A 21,571-nucleotide genomic window follows, 5' to 3' on the forward strand; every position below is an offset into this window, starting at 1 on the left:
TGCCGACACGGGGAATGAAATAAAAGTGACTAATGAGAAATAAGTTATTATTGTTTTGTGAATTTCGAAAACGAACCTGGACAATCGCCGCGTAACCATCGCGACCGCTCTCATAGTCGCGCCGATAATCATCGCGATAACGATGATTTATTCGACGAGGATGTGCACACCGACGGTGCACGCGATGGCGCCTATGAGGATGAGGCGTTTAACGAACGATCCTTCGCTGACCAGGGGAAATCCGGATATTCCTCCACAGAGTCGGGCGATTATTCCGCAGGTGAAAGTGCTGCTCAGGGTGGGTACACCGGTTTCGCCGGCTACGGTTCGTACGACGAGACCCCACATCATCATGAAAGCTCTAGCCCAGAGGCCGCATCTGTGGCAGGCGCCCACGATGGCCACGCCACCCCGCACGACGGTTCCGTCAGGGACTCGGCATCAGCGTCGCGTGCGGCCGCGTCGGAACCCGTCGAACCCAATGAGCCCGCCGAGCCATTCGACTATGACGACCGCGCGGAATACGACGAATACGACGAAAGCACTAACTATGACGAGGCAGCCGCGCCCCTAGCGTCGGAACTTGGCGCATCAGAGCCTGCACGTGCAGCGTCGGCAGAGGGCCAGCCACAAAAGACTCAGAAGTCCAAAGTTCCGCTGCGCACTATCGGCGTGATCCTGTTAATCGTGGCCGTCGCACTGATCGCGTTCGGCATCTACCACCTGGTGAGCGGCGACAAAGACGATGACAACTCATCGGCAAGTTCGACGTCGTCGTCGGCACCCGTGAACCCGGGGAATACCGGTGCGCCAGGGGCTGGAGCTGCCACAGATCAGCAACAGCCGGGCGATAATGCCAATAATCCGGGCAGCACCGCCGACCAGGGGCAGAACACGGCCGGCAACCAAGGAACACAGAACACCACTGATAATGGCGCGGCTGCACAGGACGGAAACACGGGAAGCAACGGCACTAGTACCGATAAAAAGGTGGATAAGAGTAAAGTTCAGGTCACCGTTCTGAACAACTCGAGAGTTCAAGGTTTGGCAGAGAAGGTTTCCAAAAACCTCAACGCCGATAGTTGGACGAACACCTCTTTCGGTAACTTGCCTGCCGACGGAGCTGCGGCTTTCCCCGGTTCGGTCGTTCTCTATGACGACAACGCAGATAGCAAAGCTGCTGCAACTGAGGTAGCCACGGCGTTGGGACTCAAAGCCCAGCCGAAAACTGACCAAACCAACGAACAACTGGCCAACGCGGAAATGGTGTCCGGCCAGCACCCGGGCTCCGTGGTTGTTGTGACGACGGCTGATATGAATCAGTAGCGGGCTGACCGATTGGTTCTACCGCACGACTTATGAACATTACGACGCTTGGCCGAAAGGCCCGGCGTCGTCGTCTTACGCCCGGAAGGTAGACCATAGTGACATCGGAAACACCTCCCACTGTCGCATTCAACGCGTCCCCCGCGCCGACATTGGGCGTGGAGTGGGAACTGGCCTTGGTGGACCCCACGACCCTGGACCTCACGCCGCGTGCAGGGGAATTGCTGAACGTGATGTCCACGATGGATCCGCATCACCGCGTTGTTCGCGAATTCCTCTCGAACACGATTGAATTCGTCACGGCCGTGTGCAACACGGTGGCCGATGTTGAAGACGACCTGCGAGAATCGCTCGACCTCGCCCTTCGCGCCGCGGATGATATTGGTGTCGAATTGCTCTCCGTCGGCACCCACCCCTTCGCCCACTGGGGTGACCAGGAACTCTCGGATAAGACGAACTATCAGCAAATCATCGAGCGCACTCAGTGGTGGGGCCGCCAGATGCTGATCTGGGGAATCCATGTGCACGTGGGGATCCGCTCGAAGGATCGGGTATGGCCGATCATCAACGCAATGCTGACCTTATATCCGCACATTTTGGCCATGTCCGCCTCCTCGCCCGCGTGGGAAGGGATGGACACCGGGTACGCCAGCAATAGGACGCTCCTGTACCAACAATTGCCGACGGCGGGACTCCCGTACCCCATGACAACCTGGCGCGAATGGGAGGAATTCACCCGCGACCAGTTGCGCAGCGGGGTGATTGACAAGCCCGACGCCATGCATTTGGATATCCGCCCGGCAGGCAAATGGGGAACGATTGAGGTCCGCTTTGCTGACGCGACAACGAACATCCGTGATCTCAGCGCGATTGTTGCTTTTGTTCATTGCGCGGTGGTGTATTTCGATCGCGCCTACGACCGCGGGGAGGACTTGCCGAGTCTGCAGCAGTGGCACATCGTCGAAAATAAGTGGCGTGCGGCGCGGTATGGCCTGGATGCGATCGTCATTGTGGATCGAGACACCAATGAGAAGGATGTGCGCGACGACATTCGCGAGTGGGTTGAGCGGCTCCGGCCGGTTGCCGACGATTTATCGTGCCGACGCGAGTTGGAGGATGTCCTGACGATTGTGAAAGAAGGGGCGTCCTATGAGCGTCAGCGGCGGATAGCCCGCGCAGCAGGTGCCGCCCGCGAACCCGGCGTTCGTCTAGCTGGCGAAGCCGGGGCACTAGATGGATTTGCGACGCCGGACGCGTGGAAGGCTGCTGTGCGTGCGTCGATTAAAGAGTTGAAAGAGAACTTCCCCGACGAGCGGTAACCCCTAGCTGACGATTCCCGGCCGATGGGCGGCTCACTGAGCGGCCGGCTTATTGAACGGTCGGGTACAGGCGATTAGCCGCATTGACCAGGGAATTAGCGGCAGAAGTGTCGGGATTAGAACCGAAACCGACGGTCCAGACTTTCCGACGATCATGGGCCGCATAGATCATGGTGACGGTTGCTTCGAAGATCGTGAACTGGTGGAATTCCAGGATCTCGACGCGACGCCCACCGTCAGCCAGGATGTGGGTCATGGCGCTGATAGCCCCCATCGATGTGATGGTGTGGGTGGAGGCGCGCTGGGAGGACGGCTGCGTACTGTCAGCCAGAGTGATGGTGTAGCGGCGGCGTCCGGCGCGCAGCTGCTCGTGGTTCAGCGATTGTAAGCTCAGCGCACCACCGGGAGCGCAAAACGTTTCCGTGAACGTCCGCCAGGCCATGCCGTGGGCTTGTTCCCGCAATCCGCGGGGCAGTCGGTGGCCGAATCGGGCGCGGAAGGGGTCGTCGGCAAAAGTGCGGCGAGTGGGCTGCGCCTCGAAGTTCGTGCCCTGGTTGGGTGTGGAGAAAGCTCTGGTGGTGTCCCGGGTGAATGAGTGTGTGCGGCGTCGGCTGGGGGTATAGATAAACACGTGGGCGGAATCCTTATTTCTTTGGCGCTTCACCCTGGTTACAGCTTTGTCCTGTGTCGACACTGTTCTGTGTCGACGGGACCGCGATGGTGCTGTGATGATGCTGGAAAACTGTTGGCCAGTCATCGTGGTGGGCCGCTCAGTGTGATCAAGGGCCGTGTGGTTGGGTCATGAGGATCGAGCGAATCCGTCGTGATCGGGCGGTGCCATCGCCAGTTGTATCCGGGGTGATAGCGCGGGGGCCATCACGGGCGGGCGGACTGACGGGGCCTGGGGTTCTGGGCTCAATCCTGGGCGGACGAGGTCAGTCCTGCTCGCCGCCGAGGTCGCTAGCCTTAAGTACTCGTAGCGCGGGGGCCGCGATGAGGACCGACGCTGCGGTGACCTCGAGGGTGTTCGAGGTGGCCGGAGCCGAGTGCTTGAGGTTGCGAAGTCCCTTAAGGTTCGCCTTAAGCATGGTGGCAACTGTATCGACGTCATGTGACCCACGCAACATGGTCTGGATACATGGTTGTATATCGGGGGTAAAACGACGCGGCGCCTGAGCTGTGGCTGAAGAAATAGAGCATAAAAATACCCCCCTGAACATGCAGATTCTCGCAATGTGGAATATCTGCTTGAGGGGGTTATGGCGGGGGTAGTGGGCGGGGTGTGCTTAATCCTCTCCCGACACGACTAGTCCCTGCCGAACCGCGCGAGGAAGAGCAATTCAGCGATGGCGAAATGCTTGATTTCGGACGGATCAACAGACTCATTAGCGCTGTGAATGCGTGCTTCTGGTTCCTCGACGCCGAAGAGTGCGAGCTCAGCGTTGGGATTCGCCTTGAGCAGGCCCGCGCAAAGCGGAATCGATCCGCCAGAGGCGTTGTACACGACGTCCGTCTGGAACGCGTCGGTCATAGCCTGGCCAAGAGTGGCGTGAAGCGGCCCAGATGTGTCGGCGCGGAAAGGCTCGCCGATCGACTCGCGCTCGATGGTGATGTGAGTGCCCCACGGGACGTGGTTTTCCAGGTGCTTGACGAGTGTGTCTTGCGCCTCGACGGGATCCATGGTCGAGGGCACACGCAGGTTCAACACGGCCGCACAGCTTGCCGGCACGGCATTGATGACGTCCTTGGTGGGAACAGCGTCCAGAGCCGTGACCGTAATGGCGGGCTGAGCGACAGTGAGGTCAGTCACGCTGGGGCTCTCGCCACGTGTGGTGCCCGCGGCTCCATACAGCTCAACTCCCTCCAGCACCGACGCGTCCTTGCGGAAGTTCTCCGGGTCGGCTTGGTTACCATCCCAATGACCCGAGGTATCCAAACCGTCGACAGTGAGAAGCCCATTCTCATCATGCAGCGTGCCGAGAAGGTGGATCATCGCTAGAAGAGCATCGGGTGCAGCACCGCCGAATTGCCCCGAGTGAACAGGCCCTTCCAGCGTCTGCAAGGTGACTTTTACTCCTGCGCTACCGCGTAACGACGTGCACAGCGCGGGTTCGCCAACACGATCGGAACCGGAATCCGCGATCAGGATGTCGTCGGCAGAAAAAAGCTCGGGGCGCTCCTCTAATAGTGCGTCTAATCCGGCACCGCCACGCTCCTCGGAGCCTTCGACAACAACGCGGATGCCGAGCTTCGGGGCCTCTGGGTGCAGTTCCTCCCACTCCTTGAGCCCATGGAGGGCGGCGAGGTGCATCACAACATTGCCCTTGCAATCCGCGGTGCCACGCCCGTACCACCGCCCATTGCGTTCCGTGAGCGTCCACGGGTCGGAATCCCACGCGTCGGTATCCGTGGCCGGCTGGACGTCATAATGCGAGTACAGCATGACGGTCGGCATGCCGTCGCTGGGTTGGCGCAAGCCAATCACGGCAGTGGAACCGTCGGCAGTTTTGTGCTTTTCGACGGGGATGCCGGCGGCCGTAAACGCGTCGACCACCCAGTTAGCGGCGCGAGTTGTCTCCTCCTCGAGGCCGGCGAAGTCGTGAACGGAAGCGCAGCCCACGAGCTCGGTTAACCACGAGCGAACGTCGTCCATTCGTGAGGTGACATAGCGGGTGGCTTCCTCGGGGGAATAGATGCTCGCCGTAGCCGTCGAGTGTGTGTCTTTGCTGTCTGCAGCGTCGTGAGTCATGCTCCCTAGGGTAGCGCCCTCGAGGGGAGGGGCAGCGTCGGACTGCAACCATCTCAACCATCTCAACCAGAAACCTTGCACTCTAAGCCCGAGACTGCTAAACAAGAGTTAGCACTCCGGGACTGTGAGTGCCAGAGAGTTACAACAAATGTTCACCGGCCGTGGTGAGAGAAATAGAAGACACATATTTCTCGTGCCGTCGCGGGCGCCGCTGCCGGATCGTGTGTCGTCAACATAAACGGAGGATCGGAAAGCCTCATGGCCAAGATCATTGCTTTCGACGAGGAAGCTCGCCGCGGATTGGAAAAGGGACTCAACACCCTTGCTGATGCAGTCAAGGTGACGTTAGGGCCAAAGGGCCGCAACGTCGTCCTAGAAAAGAAGTGGGGCGCTCCCACGATCACCAACGACGGTGTGACTATCGCCCGCGAAATCGAACTTGAGGATCCGTACGAAAAGATCGGTGCGGAGCTCGTTAAAGAGGTTGCCAAGAAGACCGACGACGTCGCTGGTGACGGAACCACGACAGCGACCGTTCTGGCTCAGTCGCTAGTCCGTGAGGGTCTGCGCAACGTTGCCGCTGGCTCCAACCCGATGGGTATTAAGCGTGGTATCCAGGCTGCTACCAAGGCTGTGACCAAGCAGCTGCTGGATTCCGCTAAGGACATCGAAACTGAGGAAGAAATCGCCGCAACTGCTGGCATTTCTGCCGCCGACGAGACCATTGGTGAGCTGATCGCCAAGGCCATGTACAAGGTGGGCGACGGCAAGCTCAATAAAGACGGCGTTATCACCGTTGAAGAGTCCAACACCTTTGGCGTTGACCTCGAAGTCACCGAAGGTATGCGCTTCGACAAGGGCTACATCTCCGGCTACTTCGCTACCGACATGGAGCGCCAGGAAGCCGTTCTTGAGGATCCCTACATCCTGCTCGTGTCCTCCAAGATCGGGAACGTGAAAGACCTCCTCCCGCTGCTTGAAAAGGTTATGCAGTCCGGCAAGCCGTTGCTGATCGTCGCTGAAGACGTTGAGGGCGAGGCTCTGTCCACCCTTGTTGTGAACAAGATTCGTGGAACTTTCAAGTCTGTTGCTGTTAAGGCCCCGGGCTTCGGTGACCGCCGCAAGGCTCAGCTGCAGGACATCGCCATCCTGACCGGTGGCCAGGTTATCTCCGAAGAGGTTGGCCTCACCTTGGAGAACGCTGACCTCCCGATGCTGGGTCGTGCCCGCAAGGTTGTAGTCACGAAGGACGAGACCACCATCGTTGAGGGCGCGGGCTCCTCTGACCAGATCGAAGGCCGCGTCAAGCAGATCCGTGCAGAGATCGAGAACTCCGACTCGGACTACGACCGCGAGAAACTCCAGGAGCGCCTGGCCAAGCTGGCTGGTGGCGTCGCTGTCCTGAAGGTTGGTGCCGCAACCGAGGTTGAGCTCAAGGAGCGCAAGCACCGCATCGAGGACGCTGTGCGTAATGCTAAGGCCGCCGCCGAGGAAGGCATTGTTGCTGGCGGTGGATCCGCACTGTTGCAGGCATCCTCCGTCTTGGATGATGACCTCGGATTCGCTGGCGACGAAGCCATCGGTGTTCGCATTCTCCGTGCCGCCCTGGAAGCCCCGTTGAAGCAGATCGCTGTCAACGCTGGCTTCGAGCCCGGCGTTGTTGCAGACAAGGTTGCTAACCTCGACGAAGGCTTCGGCTTGAACGCAGCCACCGGCGAGTACGTCAACCTGATGGACGCTGGCATTAACGATCCGGTGAAGGTCACGCGTTCCGCACTGCAGAACGCATCTTCCATCGCATCCCTGTTCTTGACGACGGAGGCTGTCGTTGCGGACAAGCCTGAGCCTGCTGCTCCGGCTGCACCGGGTGCCGATGAGATGGCCGGCATGGGTGGCTTCTAATTAGAACCACATAGAGGCTGAGTTGTTGGACCGCGGGTTTTCTAACCGTGCGGCCAATGACCGTAAGGCCTGATAAACACTGACAGGCTGTTCCGAACCTGGAACGGTCTGTTTTTGTTATGTCGGTTGGCCCCATTCACCGTCGGGATTCCGGTCGTTTCCCCTGACGATTCGTGCCGGATCGCGGTGGTGTGGGGGAGATAACCCCCACATTAACCCCCCGACCTGCCTAGTTGATGCCCGGCTCAACGCCCGTTCGTCATAGACTTTGAATATGGCTGATGAAGACGATCGGAAAAAGGACACCACTAGCGCCGAGGACGGTGCTAAGGAGGGAAAAACCTCGAACGATGAGGAGTTCCACGTCGTCGACCTTGCTGATACCGAAGGCTATATCGTCGATGACTCCGATGAAGATGATCCAGTACTCATTACCCCCGATGGGCATCGTGTAGATACATGGCGTGAAAACTACCCCTACGACGAGCGCATGACTCGTAAGGAATACGAGCATATTAAGCGCGCCCTTCAGATCGAGCTGCTGAAATGGCAGAACTGGACGAAGGATACGGGCCAAAAGCACATCATTCTTTTCGAAGGGCGTGACGCTGCAGGTAAGGGTGGCACGATTAAGCGCTTCAACGAGCACTTGAATCCCCGTGGTGCGCGGACCGTCGCTTTGGAAAAACCATCGCCGCGTGAATCCACGTCCTGGTATTTCCAGCGCTACATTGAGCACTATCCCGCGGCTGGTGAAATCGTGTTCTTCGACCGCTCCTGGTACAACAGGTCCGGCGTCGAGCGCGTGATGGGATTCTGTACAGAGTCGCAGCATGCGGAGTTCTTGCGCGAGGTCCCCATGCTGGAAAACATGATTATGGGGTCCGGAATTAGCTTGACCAAGCTGTGGTTCTCGGTGACGCAGAAAGAGCAGCGCACCCGGTTCGCTATCCGCCAGGTTGACCCCGTGCGGCAGTGGAAGCTCTCGCCAATGGACTTGGCGTCCCTGGACAAGTGGGACGATTACACGCGGGCCAAGGAAGAGCAGTTCCGCTACACGGACACGAACGAATCGCCGTGGATCACGATTAAATCCAATGACAAGAAGCGCGCCCGCATTAACGCGATGCGCTATGTGCTCTCGAAGTTCGAGTACACGGATAAGGACTACGACATCGTCGGCCAGCCCGATCCGAAGATTGTCAAGCGCGGCCGCGACCAAATCGGTGACTAGTCCCCGGTGATGAGTTTCTGGTGATTAGTTCCCTCTGAACCAGCGACCGATCGTTGCCATGAGCTTCCGCCATCCACCGCGGAAGCTCATTTTTCGTTGCGACGACGAACCCTGTGCAGCCGGCACAATTTCAGTAGTGGAGCTTTTCTGCGGAGGCGTTGACGTGTCCTCGGCTCTCTGGCTGGAGTCCTGAGATTCATGCGCAGAGGGCGCGTGTGCGTCCCCGTCGCGGGTCAAGCTCTCAGGTGACGTTTGCTTCCCTGGGGACGCCGGCTGATGAGAGGTCTCGGGCTGGTGGGGCAGCGCATTCACTACGTGAATAGATGGCATCAGCGCCCGCGGGACGCGCCGGGCAAGATACGTTTGCGCCGATTTTTCCGTCAGGCTCTTGCTCTGGACGTACCCCAGCAGTTTCGGCCCGTGCGTCGATGTCGTGAGCGCCGCCGTGGTGTCGTCGGCACCCGGAAGGTCGTGGAGAACAGCGTCGACATGGATGAGGTCCACGCGGTGCCCGCTGATGCGCGCCTGCTCGTCGATATGTCGCACGAAATGCAGACCGTCCTCGCCGACGGTGACGAGGTCGCCGGTCCGGTACGCGCGATTCCACCCGAATTGCGAGACGGGTGCGAAGGTCTCCGCATCGTGGATGAGGTCGAAGTAGTGGGCGAGCCCAACACCGCTGATCACAAGTTCGCCGGCACGGCCTGGCTCGACGGGGTGTCCCACTTCATCGATGACGGTCGCTTCCCACCCAGCGAGCGGCTGCCCCATCAGCGATAGGGGAGTTTCCGGGGTTATTTTGGCTGCCGACGTGACCCCGGTCGCTTCAGTGCGGTACGTATTCCATACTTCGCGTCCGGCCATGACGCGCGTGATGTCGGCCGGGCAAGGCTCCCCGCCCAGGATGAGGAGGCGTAACGCGGCGGGGTCGGTGTGCCAGGACAACACGTCGCTCGGCGTCGTCGAAATGACAGAGATGCTGCGATCCGCGATCCAGCGGTCAATGGTCGTCGGTGCGGGTCCTTGTACGGCGTCATTTGTGTAGGGCACGAGGCACGCACCGGTGGACCAGGCCAGCCACATTTCCTCGACGCTGCGTGGATCCGTGTGTGACGCAATCGCGCCGATGCGGTCGCCTGCGCCGATCGGATCGGCGGGAACAAAGAGGTGTGTTTCTGCGCTGATCCCCGCGGTGGCGCAACGATGGGGAAGCACCAATGATCGGCGGCCGAAGAACACAGCGGCGGCGTCGGAGGGTGATGGCTTGTGGGCCTGGCGTGTTGCCGGCCGCAGGGATTGAACGCCCGAGTCTGTTACAGCGGCGGTGAGTCGGAGCCCGGCGCTGACCTCAGCGAGTGAATATCCGGAGGCTGGTTCGGGTGACCGAGGAATAGCGCGTGGGCGTGAGGTCAAAGCCGAGTAAGGGACCGTTCGGCCGCGTGCCTGGGACTGCTGTCTTCCTCCACTCCCAGCGGCCGAGCGGTTTTCTCCAGCAGCCGACCGGCGAGTAATCGAGTTCCGCGAGTTCACCGAATCGTGGCCAGCGTGTTCCGCAGATGGTTCAGTGGTGGCATGGTCTGAATCCTGGTGTCGGCCGTGCGCGGAAGTCGCCGACACAGGGACATACGCTGCACCGATAGACATGGTCGCAAGGAGCGCGGCGTAGTAGTCGATCGGGTTAGCGATGGCGATGCCGACGCGGTCGCCACGCCCGGCGACAGCGCGAAGTTCGTCGGCAATCTCGTGGTACCGCTGCGAGAGGTGAGCGTATGTGATGATCTGGGGGCCGGTGTCGATGGCGAGGGCATCGGGGGTGGCGTCGGCCTGATCAGTAAAAATCCGTGTGAGAGTGTGGGGTTGTGAAGCGAGCGAATGGTTCCCCAACACTCTCCGCGAATTCACAATGACACTCCCGTGGTTAGCTTGCTGGTGTATTTCCGTAGGCGGTTACTTTGTTTGTCGTTGAGTTCGTCGAGAAGATCATTTTCGGCGTCGGTTAGCGCGTGACGAATCTTGTGTCGAACAGTAATGCCGTCTGGCGTAATCGTAATAAGTTGTTTTCGACGGTCTTCTGTGGAGCGTACCCGCTGTAGAAGGTTGTCTTCCTCTAATGAATCGATGAGGCGGACCATATCAGAACGGTCAACGCCGAGGAGTTCTCCGAGCTCGCTTTGGGAATAGCCCTTGTCGCGTCGGACGCATTCAAGAAGCCAGTACGCGCGTTGAGAGAGCTCGAATTCATTAAGGGTGTTATCGGCGACCTCTCTGAACATTTTGTTCAGCTGGTACACCTGGTAAAAAAGCGAGTCTTCGACTTCCGAGGTGAGGGTAGCTGGCGCGGTTTCGGTGCCATCGGTTGCACCTTGGGCAGCCTTATTCCCGTCCTTGTTTGATTTATCTGGCTTATGACCAGATTTCTTTTTCTTGCTCGACTTCGCCATATTGCTGATCTTAGCCGAAAGTGGGGTATTAAAAACAATTGATATTTCCCACAAAAATGATGTCGTTATCGTCTTCGACCATTGTGTATTGACTAAGTGTATTGGTTACGCCTGCGTAGTTATTCAATGACGATTATTGACGACGAAAAACCCCGGCACTGAGCACAACTCCACTGAGTTTGTGGTGCTCAACCGAGGTTTAGGAGAGCTACCGGAACCTGGTGCGGGCCTAGCCGCTGAACTTAGTCGTCACCGGATCCCGTTTCCATGGGGAGCTTAGCTTCGCGCCAGGCCAAGGTGCCGTCCTTCACGTTGATGACGTCGAGGCCGTTTTGCTCCAGGAACTGGCAGGCTCGGGTGGACCGTCCCCCGGAGAGGCAGATAATGTACGCCGGTTGATCGAAGTCCAGTTCTTGGTAGCGACCCATTAATTCGCTGAGCGGAATGTTGATAGCACCCTCGGCATGGCCGTCGGCATATTCATCTGCCTCGCGGACGTCGACGAATTGCGCGCCGTCGGGAATGTCGTGGACTGTCACACTTTCCATAAATCTGCTCCTTGTTGGGTATTCGGCGTTCGATCTCGGCGTACTCGGCGTACCTGCCGGTGCAATTACCGGCGCGGTCTTACTGCTGCTCGGTCAACTCGCCGTACTGCAATGGGCCGATGCCATAGGTCTTCGCACCATTCTCATTGGCGGGCGACAAGATACCGATGGGGCGTCGAGTTAACGAGTCTGGCCCCACGTTACCGTCCGATGTCTCCGCAGTCAGGATTTCGGTTCCATTAGGCAGCGTAATGATCCACGGATTAGCGACGGTCAGCTCGACAACATTGAACCGTGCGGACCCCGTGACGGAACCCTTGTAACGACGGATGCCATCGTTTGCAGCTTCTTCGGCGGCACGGTCGCGGCTAAACGACACCGTCTGGGCATCGTCCTGCTTGGCTGCCCCATCCTTGGGGTTGACTCCACCCTGTGCCAGCTTCGTCGCCGTGAAAAGCTCGTTCGCCTTAACGACGAGGTCCTCAGTGGGTGCTGGAGGGGTGTTCGGGCCAGGCTCGGGGGAGTAGTTGATCGGAACGTAGAGCTCCTCGGCTGGGTTGACGGATCCGCCACCGGCGTAGGTGTACACGCCGAAGTTGGTGCCGGGTGTCTGCTCAGGGGGATCGACGACGAGACGAGCGGTGAAGGTGCCGTCGTCGTTCATGGGTTGAGCCTGGCGGGCGATTGAACGGTGCATGTCAATCGGCTGCTGCGGAACTGCGTCCAGTGTCCCCTTGGGCATGACCCACGCCATCCGGTCGTGAGGGTGCTTGCGGGTGGAGGAATCGGCGTTTTCACTGGGCTTCCATTGATCGGGGAATCCACTGTAAAGAACGAATACGCCGTTGGATGTTCCCGGGGGTACCGGAAGCGGGAAGCCGCCCTTATTGGCCTGTGGGGAGAACCCGGAACCGTGGACCAGGAGAACATCGCCACGATGCACGGTTGCACCTTCGGCGGGGGTTCCATCTTCAAAGGTGACAGTGATGGATGGATTCTCCTGAACCTGAGGGAAGATGGGGAGATTATCCGGGATGCTCGGTGTCGCCGCTGTTGCGGGCGCCGGTGCCGTTAGTGCTGGCACACCCACTGCGAGAGCCGCGGTGAGGGCGGTAGAACTGGCAATAAGTACTAGTGGGGAGCGTGAACGAGAGAACATACTTAAATCCTAAACCTAGCCTCCCCTAAACGGAAGAGCGTGGGTGTTTTCTGTTTGTTCACCTAAACTTTTTCGACGGTTTACCCTAAGGTCACGCGAAGATTTGTTAGGGGAGCTAGCCTGCGTGGGTGCTCGATAGTCAATCAATTCACGCACCAGACACCAAGCGGGCTCAACGGAAGGAAGCGCTGCTAGCTGCAGCACTGCTTTTTCCTAATCTCCTGCTGCTGACCGTGTTTACATATCGGCCATTAATAGACAACATCCGTTTATCATTCTTCCGGTGGAATATCTCATCGCCCTCGGCGACGTTTGTGGGGCTCGATAACTACAAGGAATGGCTCACCCGGGATGACACCCGAACCATTGTTCTCAACACCCTTGTGTTTACCGGTTTTGCCGTGATCGGCTCCATGGCCTTAGGCCTTATTCTTGCTTTGATATTGGATCAAAAGTTGTTTGGTCGTAACGCTGTTCGGTCTATTGCTTTTGCTCCCTTCGCATTATCCGGAGCTGCCATCGGGGTCGCCTTTCAGTTCATTTTCGACCCTCACTTTGGGCTGATCCAGGACATTCTCAGCCGTTTTCATATCCCCGTGCCTAACTTCTACTCGGAGCCGGCATGGGCTCTTTTTATGGTGACCTTCACCTTTATTTGGAAGAACCTCGGATACACATTCGTCATTTATCTCGCCGCATTGCAGGGCGTGAATAAAGAATTGGATGAAGCAGCGGCCATCGATGGTGCCGGCCCGTGGACCAGATTGTGGAAGGTCATTCTTCCCCAGCTGCGGCCGAGCACCTTTTTCTTATCGATCACCGTGACGCTCAACTCTGTCCAAGTCTTCGACATTATTTCAGTAATGACCCGGGGTGGCCCGCAAACAACCGGCACGACCACGTTGGTGTACCAGGTCTACCAGGAAACATTCACGAATTTCCGGGCGGGGTATGGAGCCACCGTCGCCACCATCCTTTTCCTCATCCTGTTGTGTCTCACTCTTGTTCAGGTTCGCTATATGGACCGGCAGATGGATAACGGGAGATAAAGACGGTGACTGTAAAGGAAAGCCATACATCTGGCCATAACAAGAGCCATCACAAGACAGGAAGAGGTGACATGGGAAAGAAAGCCGTGGGCTACGTCGGAATGATTTTTATCCTTCTGCTTATCGGGCTGCCCTTATATTGGACTCTCAGCGGATCATTGAAAACGCATCCAGAGATCTACACGAACCCGGTGACGTGGTATCCGCACCACATGCATCCACAAAATTATGATGAAGCAACACAGCGGGTGCCCTTTTGGCATTACCTGCGAAACTCGCTCATCATCACGGTCATTCTGTGCACAGTAAAAATTACCCTGGGGGTCTTGAGTGCTTATGCGCTCGCTATTCTCCGATTCCCCGGACGCAACCTGGTTTTTATCATCATCATTTCTGCGCTCATGGTTCCCAGTGAAATCACCGTGATCTCTAACTATGCATTGGTAGCTGGTCTAGGGTGGCGAAACACTTTCCAAGGCATCATTATCCCGCTCGCCGGAATCGCATTCGGAACGTTCTTAATGCGTAATCACTTCATGAGCCTGCCAAAAGAGCTCATTGAGGCGGCACGGATGGATGGTGCCGGCCCGATGCAATTGCTCTTCCGAGTACTCCTCCCCGTGTCAGGCCCCACATTGGTGGCTTTCGCCATGATCACCGTGGTCAACGAATGGAACCAATACTTGTGGCCCTATGTCATGGCAGATACCGACAAAGTGGCGCCGCTCCCCGTCGGCCTGGCATTACTCCAAAACTCAGATGGAGTGACTAACTGGGGTCCCGTGATGGCGGCAACTCTGCTCACCATGGTCCCGATATTGCTCCTCTTCATTTTCCTACAGAAATACATGATTAAAGGCTTAACGACTGGGGCAGTGAAAGGCTAATGAAAATTTCGGATTGGGGACAACGCTCGAATTCACAGCGCTCAGATTCACAGCGCGCGAGCATATCGCGTCGTTCTTTCTTGGGGCTCGCGGGCACCGCGTTGGCGGCGACGGCGCTGAGCGGATGCGCGGGAACACGATTCTCGCCGGGAGGCCAGGCGCACCAGGATGACAACACGATCACGTGGTGGTCGTCGCACCCGGGGCAATCAAAGCCCGTTGAACAAGAATTGATCCGCCGATTTGAAACGGATCATCCTGATCTCACGGTCAACCTCATTGACGCCGGGAAGAATTACGAAGAATGCGCTCAGAAATTCAACGCGGCCCTAACGGGACGAACCGTTCCCGATATCGTCATGCTCTCGGATGTGTGGTGGTTCAACTTTGCACTGAATGAGCAGATCACGCCGATTGAAGATGTGGCGTCGGAAGTAGGGCTGGATACGTCAACATATGTGACGTCTCTTTATGAGGACTATGCATTCAACGGTAAGCATTTCGCGCTTCCGTTTGCCCGCTCGACGCCGTTGTTCTTTTACAACAAAGACGCGTGGAAACGAGCAGGCCTTCCCGACCGCGGGCCCGAATCATGGGATGAAATGGATGAATGGGGGCCGCGCTTACAGACAGATCGGCAGAAAGGGCACGGGTGGGGCAACGCCGTCGATTATTTGTCATGGACGTTTGAGGGCCCGTTGTGGACAAAAGGCGGGGCGTACTCAAAAGAGTGGGATTTTACTTTCACATCCGACGAAACAATTGCCGCGGTGGAATGGCTCAAACGTACGGTGTCGAGTGATGGGTACGCTGCGATTTCTCAATCGCTGGCCAATGATTTCTCGGCCGGATTATATGCCTCGGTGATTGCGTCGACAGGAGATCTGAACGGGATTGTATCCAATGCCTCATTTCCCGTGGGGACGGCGGCCTTGCCTAATCCTCGGGGAACAGGCGGATGTCCAACGGGTGGGGCAGGGCTCGCTATCCCGGCCATCATTTCCGATAAAAGGAAGAAAAACGCGGCAACGTTTATCAACTACATCACGAACACAGCTAATACATGCTTCTGGTCGAGGGAAGTGGGGTATATGCCGGTTCGAAAAGATGCGTCGGCTGATCCAGAGATGAAAACATTCTTGGACGAACACCCCAACTATCAGACCGCGATTGATCAGCTTCCGCATACGCGCATCCAAGATCCGGCGCGCGTCTTCGTTCCTGGTGCAGACCAGGTTATTGGGGGCGCTTTCGAATCGATCCTCACGAATAACGCCGATATACGGTCCACGATGAAAAAGGTTGATAAGGAAATCAGCCGGGCCTATGAGACGCAAATTAAACCGAAAATGCCGTCGTGATGGGTTTTCATAGCACCGTTTTCGGTCATCACGTTGTTGACCACGTAATTGTTCACAGAACGTAACTGCAGAAAGAAAGAGCACAAGAATGGCGTCGATACGTTTTAATAATGTCTCACGGATTTATGGTGACCGCAAAGCCGTCGATAACCTGAACTTGGATATCGCGGATGGTGAATTCTTAGTTGTCGTGGGGCCGTCCGGCTGCGGAAAATCCACGAGTCTGCGGATGCTCGCGGGCCTGGAACCTGCTGATGAGGGGTCCATTTTTATTGGCGACAGGGACGCGACGGGGGTGCCCCCGCGCGAGCGCGATGTGGCGATGGTGTTTCAGAATTACGCGCTGTACCCCAACATGACGGTTGAGGGGAATATGAGCTTTGCTCTCCGCAACCGTGGGATGGGGAAGAAAGAAACGCGACGACGTGTCCAAGAGGCGGCGGAGATGCTGGAGCTCACCGATCTGTTGGACCGCAAACCCGCAGCGCTGTCGGGCGGGCAGCGGCAACGCGTCGCGATGGGGAGGGCGATCGTCCGTGACCCCGCGGTGTTCTGCATGGATGAACCGCTATCCAACCTCGATGCGAAACTTAGGGTCTCGACGCGGTCACAGATCCTTTCTCTGCAGAAAAAGCTGCGGACAACCACCGTGTATGTGACGCACGACCAGGTTGAAGCGATGACCATGGGCGACCGCGTGGCCGTGCTGAAGGACGGCGTGCTGCAGCAGGTCGATTCGCCCCGCGATGTTTATCAGAATCCGGCGAACACGTTTGTGGCGTCGTTTATTGGATCGCCGACGATGGGCCTTTTCACCATTGATGGTGGGCCAATTATGGGTGTGCGCCCCGAGGACTGGGAGGTCTTATCGGTGGCATCCGGGGACGATAGAGAACCGACGACGGGGGAGGAAAACGTGCAGGTTGCGGGCGCGGAAAGTGATGCGCCCGTACTCGATCTCACCGTCACGCACATCGAGGAGCTCGGTGCGCAGTCCTTTGCTTATGGCACGCCGACGGCCTCACGAGGGTCCCAAGGTGGCGTCCAGATCAACCCGATGACTGGCCGGGACGCCCTCGCCGTGTTCCTCCCGCGAGATAGTGTCGCGGGGAGCGGGCGGAACCACGCCACGTCGGACGTCGTTCATAACAACGGTCAGGCCACGGCTGCAAATGTAGCCGTCGGGTCCGTGATCACTGTCCGCGCAACACGAACCCACTACTTCGACCCAGATACGGGCAACCGAATTAATCCCCCCGCTGGCTCTGCACGTTACTAAGGCCCCAACGAAGCCCGGTTTACTAACCCCCACGGCAGCCCCCCGATGCGGAAGAAAGGACGCTACTAGTCTTCGTAGCGATCCTTAGCTTCCTGCAGGATGCGCTCGGCTTCTTCCTTATCGCCCCAGCCAGAGCCGCTGACTTCCTTGTTCGGCTCCAGATCCTTGTAGTGGACGAAGAAGTGTTCCACCTCGTCCTTAATGTGATCCTCGACGTCGTTGATGTCTTGGTACCGCTCGTAGCGGACATCGTCGATGACGCAGAGCAGCTTGTCGTCGCCACCTGCTTCGTCGGTCATCTTGAACACACCGACCGGGCGGGCCTCAACGATCACGCCGGGGAATACCGGCTCAGGAAGAATGACCAGCGCATCGAGCGGATCGCCATCCTCGCCGAGCGTGTGATCAATAAAGCCGTAGTCGGCGGGGTAAGCCATAGGGGTGAAAAGGTACCGGTCCAGGTAGACCTTGCCCGTTTCGTGGTCGACTTCGTACTTGTTGCGTGAACCCTTCGGGATTTCGATCGTCACTTCAATACTCATAAGTCCTACTGTACTGAACCGCCGCGCAACCGGGGGTGCCACGCTGGAGAACCAGCGCGATTTCTGCCTTTCCTTCTACCTTTCCGTCGCCGCGCATCTGGCCGGAAGGTGAAGTGTTCCGCGTTGTGTCCGGGGTCTCCGCTAAACTCACCACCGTGAAAAAAGGTAAGAAGAACTCTGGTGGGTCGACGGCCGTTCGTACTGGCTCTTTTCGACGTTCCGCTGTCTCTTCTGTCCTCACCGTGCTCACCATCATCGTGGTGGCCGCGGTGATCGTTGGGGCTGTGGTCATATACCATCAGCGCAACGCATACACATCTGCCAACCCGGCGGGGCCAGCCGATAGTGGTGTCTCCGCGTCCGGGCCGAACGCGGACGCTCCCATTCCCGACATCACGAAAGCCCTCCAGGGGCCGGCGTCCAACGGTGCTTTGGGTCAATTGGCTGGCCAGGTGACCGACGCGTCCACCGGGAAGACGTTGTGGGAGAAGAATTCGTCCACCGCGATGGTTCCAGCGTCGTCAACAAAAATGATGACGACGGCGGCTGCGCTGTTAACTCTTGGCCCGAAGGATCGAGTTCGCACGGTGGTGAAACGAGGCACGAAGCCTGGGCAGATCGTGCTGGTTGGTGGCGGTGACGTGACGCTCGCTGCGTCGAAAGACAGCGCGTTTTACACGAACGCCCCCACGATCCAGGACTTGGCGAGCCAAGTGAAGAAGAACATGGGCGGTCAGCCGGTGACGAGCGTGGTGGTTGATAATTCACGTGCCGGCCAGGGCGATACCTTTAATTCGACGTGGAGTCGCGGGGATATCTCTGGCGGAAACGTGACCTCCGTGGACTCTGTCATGCTCAACGGGGGACGGCAGGATCCCAGCGACGCCGATTCCCCGCGAACGGACAATCCGGCGTTAGTTGCCGGACAAGCGCTAGCTAATGCCGTGGGACTCTCTAGCAGCAGTTCTGACGGCGGTGATGGCGCAGACAATGGTGGCGAATCCGGTAGCTCCGGCGACTCCGGTGAAACCGATGATGAGTCCGGCAACTCGGGCGGGGGAGACGACAACTCCCAGGGAGTGTCCGTGTCCAAGAAATCCGTGGATACCGAGGATGGCGAACTCGGCGCTGTGGAATCCGCCCCGCTAGACATCAGGATCCACGACATGCTCGTGAATTCCGACAACATGGAAGCTGAAGCGATCGGTAGAGAAATCGCGAAGAAAGAAGGCAAGCCCTTGACGTTCGAGGGCGCGACGTCCGCGACCAAAGAGGTTCTCTCCCAGCACGGTTTCCCCCTCGAGAGCGTGGTCCTCAAAGACAATTCGGGAATGAGCCCGGATAACCGCATTACTCCACGCCTTCTCGACCGCATCATGGTGAAAGCCACATCCCCGGTGACCAACGAGGGAGATTCCGGTTCGTCCTCGGCGGATAGCCAAAGCCATGATCTCCGGCCCATTCTCGACGGCCTGCCGGTCGCCGGCGGTAACGGAACCCTGGCCGGCCGGTTCACCCCCGGATCATCGTCCGGGCCCGGAGCAGGATGGGTTCGCGCGAAGACAGGGACCCTGGATGGCGTGTCTGCGCTGGTCGGAACCGTGATGAACCAGCAAGGCCGCGTCTTAACCTTCGCGTTTATGTCGAATGGCTCCGATATTGAGCCTGCCCGTTCCGCCTTGGATGATCTTGCGTCCGCATTGAGGATGTCGTCATAGGGAACGCGCCGTGACGAATACCGCCATGAACCCGAACCACAGCGTGAATCAGAGTGGCGAACCCACGCCGTCCTATATGCCACCCTCAACCAAACCCGGACCCCATGTGTTGCGCATCCGCCATGCGCTCGAAGCGTGGCACACAACCTGGAATTCTCTTCCTGCTTCGGAGCAAGCTAAAGGCGACGGCCTGGGGTTTTCATGCCTCATCGGATGTTCCGGTGGCGCCGATTCCTTATGTTTAGTGGGTTGCGCGGTCAAACAAGGTTGGCGAGTCCACGCCGTGGTTATTGATCACGGCCTACAAGCAGGATCAGCCGACGTAGCGACCCGAGCTGCGCACGTGTGCCAGGCCCTAGGTGCGACTGCTGAGGTGGTAAAAGTGAGCCCTCGCGAGGCCACCGAAGCTGCTGCCAGGGAAGAACGCTATCGCGCCTTGGGGCAGGTAGCACAAGAGCGTGGCGGACTCCCCGTGCTCGTAGCGCACACCGGGGATGACCAGGCAGAATCCCTACTCCTAGGGCTGGCACGAGGTGCAGGACTGGGAAGCATCGCCGGAATGCCACCAATTCTCTTCCACCATCCGGCCGTCGACGCCGGAGCCACAGCGCTCGGACGCCCGCTTCTCGCCGTGCGCCGAGACAACACCATTGGAGCCTGCGCGGAACTAGGCATCACACCGTGGCACGATCCCACCAATACGTCCGGGGACAATCTCCGATCGCGGGTCCGCACGCAGCTCATCCCGCAGATTCGCTCCGTTCTGGGGGAGGCTGCCGTCGATAATGCAATTGCCACCGCGGCCATGACCCGCACTGACGAGGACTACCTGGCGCGCCAGGCTGCCGAAGCACTCAAAGAATGTGAGCCCCACGATGCCTCTATAGATAACCCAGGCAGTTCCGACAGCACCAGCCTGGACATCACTACATATCTACGTCAACCGCGAGCGTTGCGCGGAAGGATTATCAAACAGTGGCTGCAGCACCGCGCCGGGCCGTTGACCAGGGCACACGTGACCGCGATCGATGCGTTGGCCACGCAATGGCATGGGCAGGGGGGCGTCGCCATTCCTTGGGCGCGCACGCCCGCCCCGCCTGGGCGCTTGCTCGTCGTTCGTCGTCACGATGAACTACGGCTGACCGCGGAGGCTACGCATGACCGTTAATGTTCAGCGAAAATTGCCAGATGGGCGCCTATAAGCGACCATATATTTACGGACCACACAGACAACAACGCCACATGATCGAGAGCTAATGATGCAATCCCATCAACCCGTCCCCGTCCCCGAACACGGCTATGGCGACGATGTTGACCACGTCCTCATCACCGAAGAACAACTCCATAACCGCATCGCAGAGATGGCCGATCGCCTCTCCGAAACTTACGCCGATGAGGACGACGACCTCATCCTGGTGTGCGTGCTCAAAGGTGCGGTGTACTTCATCACCGACATTTCCCGGCAGATGAGCATCCCGACGCAGCTAGAGTTCATGGCCGTTTCGTCCTACGGCAATGCCACCAGCTCGTCAGGCGTCGTACGCATTCTGAAAGACCTCGACCGTGATATCCATGGCCGGAACGTCGTCATTATTGAGGACGTCATTGACTCCGGTTTGACGTTGCACTGGCTCATCAAGAACTTGAAGAGTCGGAAGCCTAACTCGCTGCGGATTGTGACGCTCCTCCGAAAACCCGAAGCCATCAAGGTGGACATTGATCTCTTCGACGTCGGCTTTGATATCCCCAACGAGTTCGTCGTCGGATATGGGTTGGATTATGCCGAGCGCTATCGTGACATCCCGTGGGTAGGGACGTTGAAATCCCAGGTCTACGAAAAATAGCCCAGGTCAAACACACACGGACAACTGAACACGACGATGCCGACGCCGGAGGACGCGTAACCCGGAGTACGTTGAGGTCAGAACGGGCAGGCGGCGGAAGAATCCGCACTGTTCGCGCACAGCGAACGCCTGTCTGGCCGACGTGTCCTAGGGTTCGACTACCCTGGTAGCAATCGCCACCGTACCTGCGACGACAGGTATTCATATTTTTCC

19 protein-coding genes are annotated in these 21,571 nt (G+C 58.2%); 11 read left to right on the forward strand and 8 right to left on the reverse strand.

Annotated features, from left to right (window positions below; genetic code table 11):
• Nucleotides 1-57 precede the first annotated feature (57 nt).
• The gene (locus JMN36_RS11030; RefSeq protein WP_221924316.1) at nucleotides 58-1,326 is read left to right on the forward strand and encodes a LytR C-terminal domain-containing protein; all 1,269 of its coding nucleotides are present in this window, start codon (nucleotides 58-60) and stop codon (nucleotides 1,324-1,326) included.
• A gap of 98 nt (nucleotides 1,327-1,424) precedes the next feature.
• The gene (locus tag JMN36_RS09385) at nucleotides 1,425-2,645 is read left to right on the forward strand and encodes a glutamate--cysteine ligase (RefSeq protein ID WP_221924317.1); all 1,221 of its coding nucleotides are present in this window, start codon (nucleotides 1,425-1,427) and stop codon (nucleotides 2,643-2,645) included.
• Between the two features lie 49 nt (nucleotides 2,646-2,694).
• On the opposite strand, the gene JMN36_RS09390 is transcribed toward JMN36_RS09385, so the two are convergent.
• From JMN36_RS09390 to JMN36_RS09400, 3 genes are all read right to left on the reverse strand, one after another.
• Nucleotides 2,695-3,402, reverse strand: a complete 708-nt coding sequence (locus tag JMN36_RS09390) for a 2-isopropylmalate synthase (protein WP_221924318.1) — start codon at nucleotides 3,400-3,402, stop codon at nucleotides 2,695-2,697.
• Between the two features lie 178 nt (nucleotides 3,403-3,580).
• Entirely contained in the window at nucleotides 3,581-3,733 is a 153-nt protein-coding gene (locus JMN36_RS09395) for a hypothetical protein (protein WP_221924319.1), read from the reverse strand.
• Nucleotides 3,734-3,951: 218 nt separating this feature from the next.
• The gene (locus JMN36_RS09400) at nucleotides 3,952-5,394 is read right to left on the reverse strand and encodes a dipeptidase (RefSeq protein ID WP_236881876.1); all 1,443 of its coding nucleotides are present in this window, start codon (nucleotides 5,392-5,394) and stop codon (nucleotides 3,952-3,954) included.
• Nucleotides 5,395-5,652: 258 nt separating this feature from the next.
• Here JMN36_RS09400 and groL point away from each other — a divergent pair, with 258 nt between their 5' ends.
• Entirely contained in the window at nucleotides 5,653-7,296 is a 1,644-nt protein-coding gene (gene groL / locus JMN36_RS09405) for a chaperonin GroEL (protein ID WP_204087449.1), read from the forward strand.
• A gap of 274 nt (nucleotides 7,297-7,570) precedes the next feature.
• Entirely contained in the window at nucleotides 7,571-8,530 is a 960-nt protein-coding gene (ppk2, locus tag JMN36_RS09410; RefSeq protein ID WP_012732278.1) for a polyphosphate kinase 2, read from the forward strand.
• 24 nt (nucleotides 8,531-8,554) lie between these two features.
• Here the strand turns inward: ppk2 and JMN36_RS09415 are convergent, their stop codons facing one another.
• From JMN36_RS09415 to JMN36_RS09430, 4 genes are all read right to left on the reverse strand, one after another.
• Nucleotides 8,555-10,432: an AMP-binding protein gene (locus tag JMN36_RS09415; RefSeq protein WP_204087448.1), complete on the reverse strand. Its 1,878-nt coding sequence runs from the start codon at nucleotides 10,430-10,432 to the stop codon at nucleotides 8,555-8,557.
• The gene (locus tag JMN36_RS09420) at nucleotides 10,429-10,971 is read right to left on the reverse strand and encodes a MarR family winged helix-turn-helix transcriptional regulator (protein ID WP_236881875.1); all 543 of its coding nucleotides are present in this window, start codon (nucleotides 10,969-10,971) and stop codon (nucleotides 10,429-10,431) included. The genes JMN36_RS09415 and JMN36_RS09420 overlap by 4 nt, the downstream gene beginning before the upstream one ends.
• 242 nt (nucleotides 10,972-11,213) lie before the next feature.
• Entirely contained in the window at nucleotides 11,214-11,519 is a 306-nt protein-coding gene (locus JMN36_RS09425; protein ID WP_204087447.1) for a rhodanese-like domain-containing protein, read from the reverse strand.
• Nucleotides 11,520-11,598: 79 nt separating this feature from the next.
• Complete coding sequence (locus JMN36_RS09430) at nucleotides 11,599-12,678, reverse strand: HtaA protein (RefSeq protein WP_204087446.1); 1,080 nt, start codon at nucleotides 12,676-12,678, stop codon at nucleotides 11,599-11,601.
• 128 nt (nucleotides 12,679-12,806) lie between these two features.
• Here JMN36_RS09430 and JMN36_RS09435 point away from each other — a divergent pair, with 128 nt between their 5' ends.
• The 4 genes from JMN36_RS09435 (at nucleotide 12,807) to JMN36_RS10940 (ending at nucleotide 17,254) form a co-directional block, all read left to right on the forward strand.
• Entirely contained in the window at nucleotides 12,807-13,727 is a 921-nt protein-coding gene (locus JMN36_RS09435; protein WP_236881874.1) for a carbohydrate ABC transporter permease, read from the forward strand.
• A gap of 71 nt (nucleotides 13,728-13,798) precedes the next feature.
• Complete coding sequence (locus tag JMN36_RS09440; RefSeq protein WP_236881873.1) at nucleotides 13,799-14,614, forward strand: carbohydrate ABC transporter permease; 816 nt, start codon at nucleotides 13,799-13,801, stop codon at nucleotides 14,612-14,614.
• A complete protein-coding gene (locus JMN36_RS09445; RefSeq protein ID WP_204087444.1) occupies nucleotides 14,614-15,975 on the forward strand; it encodes an ABC transporter substrate-binding protein in 1,362 nt (453 codons plus the stop codon). The genes JMN36_RS09440 and JMN36_RS09445 overlap by 1 nt, the downstream gene beginning before the upstream one ends.
• An 88-nt stretch (nucleotides 15,976-16,063) precedes the next feature.
• Nucleotides 16,064-17,254: an ABC transporter ATP-binding protein gene (locus JMN36_RS10940; RefSeq protein ID WP_204087443.1), complete on the forward strand. Its 1,191-nt coding sequence runs from the start codon at nucleotides 16,064-16,066 to the stop codon at nucleotides 17,252-17,254.
• Nucleotides 17,255-17,319: 65 nt separating this feature from the next.
• On the opposite strand, the gene JMN36_RS09455 is transcribed toward JMN36_RS10940, so the two are convergent.
• Nucleotides 17,320-17,796, reverse strand: coding sequence for an inorganic diphosphatase (locus JMN36_RS09455; RefSeq protein WP_221924321.1), 477 nt, complete (start codon nucleotides 17,794-17,796; stop codon nucleotides 17,320-17,322).
• 125 nt (nucleotides 17,797-17,921) lie between these two features.
• Between JMN36_RS09455 and dacB the strand changes: the two genes are divergently transcribed.
• The 3 genes from dacB to hpt all read left to right on the forward strand — a co-directional run bounded on the left by dacB (nucleotide 17,922) and on the right by hpt (nucleotide 21,358).
• Nucleotides 17,922-19,514, forward strand: a complete 1,593-nt coding sequence (gene dacB / locus JMN36_RS11035; protein WP_221924322.1) for a D-alanyl-D-alanine carboxypeptidase/D-alanyl-D-alanine endopeptidase — start codon at nucleotides 17,922-17,924, stop codon at nucleotides 19,512-19,514.
• A 10-nt stretch (nucleotides 19,515-19,524) separates the two neighbouring features.
• Nucleotides 19,525-20,682 carry a tRNA lysidine(34) synthetase TilS gene (gene tilS / locus JMN36_RS09465; protein ID WP_204087440.1) on the forward strand — a complete coding sequence of 386 codons (1,158 nt, stop codon included), beginning with the start codon at nucleotides 19,525-19,527 and terminating at the stop codon, nucleotides 20,680-20,682.
• Nucleotides 20,683-20,770: 88 nt separating this feature from the next.
• Entirely contained in the window at nucleotides 20,771-21,358 is a 588-nt protein-coding gene (gene hpt, locus JMN36_RS09470) for a hypoxanthine phosphoribosyltransferase (RefSeq protein ID WP_412728553.1), read from the forward strand.
• Nucleotides 21,359-21,571 lie beyond the last annotated feature (213 nt).

The organism is Corynebacterium pseudokroppenstedtii, assembly GCF_019754945.1.
Lineage (GTDB): Bacteria > Actinomycetota > Actinomycetes > Mycobacteriales > Mycobacteriaceae > Corynebacterium > Corynebacterium pseudokroppenstedtii.

Excerpts from the sequence above, each read along its gene's own strand:
- JMN36_RS09390 (WP_221924318.1), bottom strand. The coding sequence starts at position 3,402 with ATGACTGGCCAACAGTTTTCCAGCATCATCACAGCACCATCGCGGTCC.
- JMN36_RS09395 (WP_221924319.1), bottom strand. The coding sequence starts at position 3,733 with ATGCTTAAGGCGAACCTTAAGGGACTTCGCAACCTCAAGCACTCGGCT.
- JMN36_RS09400 (WP_236881876.1), bottom strand. The coding sequence starts at position 5,394 with ATGACTCACGACGCTGCAGACAGCAAAGACACACACTCGACGGCTACG.
- groL (WP_204087449.1), top strand. The coding sequence starts at position 5,653 with ATGGCCAAGATCATTGCTTTCGACGAGGAAGCTCGCCGCGGATTGGAA.
- ppk2 (WP_012732278.1), top strand. The coding sequence starts at position 7,571 with ATGGCTGATGAAGACGATCGGAAAAAGGACACCACTAGCGCCGAGGAC.
- JMN36_RS09420 (WP_236881875.1), bottom strand. The coding sequence starts at position 10,971 with ATGGCGAAGTCGAGCAAGAAAAAGAAATCTGGTCATAAGCCAGATAAA.
- JMN36_RS09425 (WP_204087447.1), bottom strand. The coding sequence starts at position 11,519 with ATGGAAAGTGTGACAGTCCACGACATTCCCGACGGCGCGCAATTCGTC.
- JMN36_RS09430 (WP_204087446.1), bottom strand. The coding sequence starts at position 12,678 with ATGTTCTCTCGTTCACGCTCCCCACTAGTACTTATTGCCAGTTCTACC.
- JMN36_RS09440 (WP_236881873.1), top strand. The coding sequence starts at position 13,799 with ATGGGAAAGAAAGCCGTGGGCTACGTCGGAATGATTTTTATCCTTCTG.
- JMN36_RS09445 (WP_204087444.1), top strand. The coding sequence starts at position 14,614 with ATGAAAATTTCGGATTGGGGACAACGCTCGAATTCACAGCGCTCAGAT.
- JMN36_RS10940 (WP_204087443.1), top strand. The coding sequence starts at position 16,064 with ATGGCGTCGATACGTTTTAATAATGTCTCACGGATTTATGGTGACCGC.
- JMN36_RS09455 (WP_221924321.1), bottom strand. The coding sequence starts at position 17,796 with ATGAGTATTGAAGTGACGATCGAAATCCCGAAGGGTTCACGCAACAAG.
- hpt (WP_412728553.1), top strand. The coding sequence starts at position 20,771 with ATGATGCAATCCCATCAACCCGTCCCCGTCCCCGAACACGGCTATGGC.